The sequence below is a fragment of the Achromobacter sp. genome, from assembly GCF_057314935.1.
Genome location: NZ_DBHKZA010000099.1, coordinates 14,483 through 19,331 on the forward strand (window position 1 = coordinate 14,483; position 4,849 = coordinate 19,331).

Annotated in this window: 7 protein-coding genes; 1 reads left to right on the forward strand and 6 read right to left on the reverse strand. The window is 64.0% G+C overall.

Annotation, left to right across the window (positions count from 1 at the left end):
• Positions 1-54 carry a flagellar hook-basal body complex protein FliE gene (locus tag ACO6D5_RS26205; RefSeq protein ID WP_485827005.1) on the forward strand — a complete coding sequence of 18 codons (54 nt, stop codon included), beginning with the start codon at positions 1-3 and terminating at the stop codon, positions 52-54.
• 60 nt (positions 55-114) lie between these two features.
• On the opposite strand, the gene ACO6D5_RS26210 is transcribed toward ACO6D5_RS26205, so the two are convergent.
• From ACO6D5_RS26210 to fliD, 6 genes are read right to left on the reverse strand one after another with little or no spacing between them, the layout of a single operon-like run.
• On the reverse strand, positions 115-915 hold the full coding sequence (locus tag ACO6D5_RS26210; protein ID WP_485827006.1) for a flagellar brake protein: 801 nt from the start codon (positions 913-915) through the stop codon (positions 115-117).
• Between the two features lie 27 nt (positions 916-942).
• Positions 943-1,260 carry an EscU/YscU/HrcU family type III secretion system export apparatus switch protein gene (locus tag ACO6D5_RS26215; RefSeq protein WP_315847107.1) on the reverse strand — a complete coding sequence of 106 codons (318 nt, stop codon included), beginning with the start codon at positions 1,258-1,260 and terminating at the stop codon, positions 943-945.
• Positions 1,260-2,570: a flagellar hook-length control protein FliK gene (gene fliK / locus ACO6D5_RS26220; protein WP_485827002.1), complete on the reverse strand. Its 1,311-nt coding sequence runs from the start codon at positions 2,568-2,570 to the stop codon at positions 1,260-1,262. Before fliK ends, ACO6D5_RS26215 begins: the two co-directional genes overlap by 1 nt.
• A complete protein-coding gene (locus ACO6D5_RS26225; RefSeq protein WP_088588345.1) occupies positions 2,567-2,920 on the reverse strand; it encodes a flagellar protein FliT in 354 nt (117 codons plus the stop codon). The genes fliK and ACO6D5_RS26225 overlap by 4 nt, the downstream gene beginning before the upstream one ends.
• Positions 2,921-2,969: 49 nt before the next feature.
• Positions 2,970-3,398 carry a flagellar export chaperone FliS gene (gene fliS, locus ACO6D5_RS26230; RefSeq protein WP_485827003.1) on the reverse strand — a complete coding sequence of 143 codons (429 nt, stop codon included), beginning with the start codon at positions 3,396-3,398 and terminating at the stop codon, positions 2,970-2,972.
• 18 nt (positions 3,399-3,416) lie between these two features.
• Positions 3,417-4,799 carry a flagellar filament capping protein FliD gene (fliD, locus tag ACO6D5_RS26235; RefSeq protein WP_485827004.1) on the reverse strand — a complete coding sequence of 461 codons (1,383 nt, stop codon included), beginning with the start codon at positions 4,797-4,799 and terminating at the stop codon, positions 3,417-3,419.
• Positions 4,800-4,849: the final 50 nt, after the last annotated feature.

The window sequence follows — 4,849 nt, forward strand, 5'->3', positions numbered from 1 at the left end:
GTGCGCAACAAGCTGGTTGCCGCCTACAAGGAAATCTCCTCGATGGCCGTTTAAGAAGAAGGGGGCGCCCCCACGCTGCGCATGCTTCGCATGCTTGCTGCCGCCTCCGGCGGATCAGTCGCGCTGCGCGCCTTTCTCAAGGCGCCAGACCACTTTCTGCAGCCAGTTCTCCTGGCGCGCATCCAGATTCAGGAACACGGCGCCCACGTGGCTCATCGGCGGTTCGCCGGTCAGCGAGACGTGCCTGGGCGCCTCGTCCTCCGGTGTTCCGGGCTGGATCATCGGTTGGCCCGAAATCGGATAGACGTTGCGCACTTCCAGGTCGGCGCTGAGCTTGCCCAGTTCGCCGAAGTCCAGTTGCACCGCTTCCATCACCGTGCCGCGCTCGGGCAGGACCGGCACCGCCAGTCCGACCCGCAGGCCCACGCCATCGACCGACAGGTCGCGGACCGTGAAGCTGTAGGGCTTCTCCTTGGGCGCGGGTTGCCAGCTGGCCTGGCACAGGTTGGCGCTGCCGGCCAGCGAGGCGCGGAACATCTTGCGCCGCTGGATCCGGGCAAGCCGATCGGGAAAAGGCGACACCAACGCCGCGCTGCCGTCGTCGAACTGGATCACCTCCGGCCGCTGCACGCGGAACCGGATCTGCACGCCGCCGTAGGCGGTGGCGTGGAAATGGAAAGTGGTGCCGCTCAACAAGCCCATGCTGTCGGACTGTTCGAAGTCGGCGCCGGCGTAGTCGCGGGGCCGCCAGAAGAACTGGCGGGTGTGCTTGTCCGCGCCCAGGACGAGCACGGCCATCTCGCGGTCGGCGGCATCGCGCACGAGGATGTGGCTGTCGGGGTGCGTCAGTTCAAACAAGGCTGAGCGCATGTCTTCCGGCCGGGTCAGCAGGAATTCCGGGTCGCTGGCATCCAACACGATGGTGGTCCTTAGAGAGTGAGGTCAGGCGGGTGGCGCGGCTTCGGGAAGCTCGCGCGATTCCAGGCGATAGAGCCAGGCCAGCAATTCTGCCACCGCTACGTACAGTTGGGGGGGAATATGTGCGTCCAGGTCCACCTGCATGAGCAGGCCGACCAGTTCGCGGGACTCGTGCACGTACAGGCCGTTCTCTTCGGCGGCGCGGACGATGGTGTCGGCCAGCTGGCCGTAGCCCTTGGCGACGACGCGCGGGGCGCCGTCCTTGTCGTCGTACGAAACGGCGACTGCCGCGTTGCGGTTGGCGTTGGGGCCGTTGTCCTCGGCGTAGGGGGGGGTGTTCATCAGATGTCGTTCGGGTCGATGGCCCGGGGTTCCGTCACGCTGACCGCCAGGTTGCTCAGGGTCAGGCCCGCGGCCAGGAGGCGCGATCGCAGCTGGTCCGACGAATCATTGATTTCCGCGGCCGCCAGCGGCGCAACCAGTTGCAGGACGATCTGGTCACCGGCCAGGTTCAGCCGGGCGTCGACCAGGCCAAGCCGAGGCAGATCCAGCTTCAGGCGCGTGGCCCAGGTGGGGGTCGCCGAATCGGGGTCGCCGCCGTAGGGGTCGCGTTCCACTTCCCATTCCATCGGCGTGCCGGGCCAGGCTTCGCCTTGCCAGGTCAGCGACTGGTTGGCCAGCACATCCAGCTGCTGACGCACCAGCACCGTGAGGTCCTGGTGGATGCCGGCGATCGGCGTGCCCGGTGCGGACGTGGAGGACGAGCCGGTGCTGGAAGGCGCATCCGCGCCGCCGCCTGCGCGTCCCGAGGCTGAGGCCTCCGGCCGGCCGCGTGCCGCCGCGGTGTTTTGCGGGATATCGTCCTTGCTCAGCTTGGCCTGGGGCTCGTTCTGCAGCGACGACGGGCTGAGCCGCCCGAAGACCATGTTGGTCAGGTGCGATTCGTAGAACAGGCCGCTGGTTTGCAGGGCTTGGCGCAGCGCCTGGCCCAGCAAACGGGCGGACGGACCGCTTGCGGCCAACGAGGCGTGGGTAGCCGCATCGGCGCCGCGGGCGACGTTGGCGTCGGCTTGGCCTGCGGGCCGCGCAAGCTTGGTGGCGGCAGTGGCATCCGCGGCGGCGGTGGGGCCGGCAGGGGCCGCCGGCTGGGCGGGCGCCGGCGTTGCGGCGGGCGCGGGTTGGCCCGCACCCGGGGTGGCCTGGCCGGACGCCGCCTGGCCGGCAGGTTGGCCCGGCGCGCCGTTGGCGTTCCAAAGCGGGGCGCGCCCCTGCACGGCAGGCGCAGCCTCGGGATATTGGGCCAGCAAGGCAAGAATGGTGCGTGCGGTCGTGCCCAGCGTCGTCGGGGCCGATGCCGTGGTGTCGCTGCTGGTGACGAGTCCGCGGGCCGCCAGCGCCAGGGCGGCGGCGGTCTTGGCGTCGACAACAGTATTCTGGCGGTCGCCTCGGGCGCCGCCAGTCTGTATGCCTTGCCGGGAATCGCGGGTGGAACCATCCGACGAGCCGGGCTTATCCAAGCCCCCGGGCTGGCTGACCGCATCCGGCCGTGCGCCGGAAACCTGATTGGCGGTAGCGGCGGACATCGTCGTGCCAAGCACGGCATCCAACCGCTGCACCAGGACGTTGCCGAGTGCGGCGGGACCTACGCTCATTCTTCAGGCGTCCGGTTGCCGTAGGCCGACAGCAAGGTCTGCTGGCGCTTCATGCGTCCCAGCAGTTCGCCCAACCGAGCCAGTTGCGGCAGGGCCAGGTCTCGCGTCAACGCATCGTTTTCCAGGATACGCACGAGCAGGTCGTATTTCATGGCGCGCGCGGCGTCATCCAGCGGGACCGTGCGTTCGGTCATGCGCAGCCGCTCGACCTGCTCGCAATATTGCTGCCCATGGACCATCGCGGCATCCCAATCGCCGGCTTGGGCGGCCGCAAGCATTTCGCCCGTGATGAAGGCGATCTCCTGGTAGCGTTCCAGGATGGGAGTGGTGGGCTGGGTAAGGGACGTCATGGAAATCTCGGGCGTTTGCTGGCGGGCTGGGTTCGTTTGCGCCGTGCCATCAAGGCTGCGTGCCGCCAACAGGGCGGTCGATGGAAGTCTGCCAAGCCTCGGCCAGATCCGCCAACAGGCGATCGGCAATTTCAAGCTGCTCGGGGTCTGCCTTGAGATTCGCCATCAAAAGCGTGCGGACGATGTAGTCATAGAGGAGGGCGAGATTTGCGGCGATCTCGCCGCCTGCCTCCATGTTCAGTCCGGTCTTCAGGCCTTCGTCGACGATCTTGATCGCCTTGGAGATGGCCGCGCCGCGCTCTGCCGACCTGCCTTCCTGCATATGGATGCGGGCTTGCCCGATAGCTGCACGGGCGCCAAGATATAGCAAGGAGATCAGCCGTTCCGGGCTCGCGCCAACGATCTGCGTTTCCAGGCCGATATCGGCGTAGGAGCGAACAGAATGAGAGCCTGTGGGGCGGCGGGCGGCGTAAGTCATTAATGCATCTTCTATAAATTACTTGGATTTGGCCAAGGCGGCGAACTGTTGGGTGAGGTAGTTCGCCGTGACGGTTTGCTGCGATACGAACTTGTCCAAGGCAACGAACTGAGCGCGCATCTGCGCCATTTGTGCCGCGCTGGACGTTTTGGCGCGATCCAATTGTTCTTTCACATCTTCGATCGATTTGGTCAGGCCATCTTTGCTTGCCTTGATCGATCCGTTGTCGCCCAGGACGTTCTTCGTGGCTGCGGCGAATTTCGCAGCAAGGCCATCGGGCGAAGTCATGAGCTGTTTGACATCGGCGGGGTTAGCTGCCAGCGCCTTGTCCAGTTTGGCTTGGTCCAACTTCAACTGGCCGCTTTTCGGGTCGGTTGAAATACCAAGGTCGGCGAGGGAGCGTACTGTCCCGTCAGTCGTAAATGCTTGCAAGGCGTTGGACATCGCCGACTGAATGCTGCGCGTGGTACCGTCGCCGGTCAGGGCTTGATTTGTTTGTGCTGCGACGTCAAACGCTGTCAGTTTCGTGATTGTGTTTTGCAGCGCGTTGTAAGCGTTGACAAAATCTCCCACGGCTTTGCTTGCAACGGCGGTATCGCTGCTCAACTTGACTGTGATGGGTTTGCCATCCTCAGTCTTCGCGGTCAGATTCAACGTAATGCCGTCAATGGCCGTGGAAATGTTATTACTGCCACTCTTGACCGCGATGCCGTTGATCTCGATCTCCGCATCAACCGCTGCGGTTTGTTGCTTCAGTTTGGTGCTGGTGTCGGCAGGATCGGTGTTGTAATTCAGGATGTTCTTGAGATCGGAGCTGCCGGCGACGGTAATGGATTTCACCGCGGCCTTTTCGCCGGTATCTTTGGCGCTGAGCATCAGATAGCTTGCCCCATCGCCGTTGGTGATGATGGTGGCACGTACGCCAGCCTTGTCGTCGGAATTGATGGCTTTGGCGATACCGTCCAAGGACGTGTCGGTCAGGTTGATGGTGCGCTTGTCGCCATTGACAAGTTCGATTTCGAATGAGCCAGACGCGCCATTGGCCGCCTTGCGATCGGCGACAACGCCCGATTGCAACGTTTGGGCCGTAGCGAGTTTGTTTACATTGATCGAGTACTCGCCCATCGTGGCGCCATTTTCTCCGATAGTCACGGTCAGGCCATCACCGGTTACGGTCGACTTGACCGCATCCAACGTCGACGACTTCCCCAACGCTTCGGCAGCCTTTTGCAGTGCTTCCACAGCGCTTTGCACTTGGCCGAACGCGCTCACCCGGGCTTCGTAGCTGGCCTGGCGGGTCGAATAAATGCTCAGTCGTTTGTCCTCGGCGGCCTGAAGGTCCGTCAGGATCTTTTCCAGGGGCAAACCGGTGGTCGAGCCGAGGTTAGTGATGGAAGCCATGTGAAATTCCTTTCTTGCGAAGCGATTCTGTCAAAAATACGGTGCCGGCG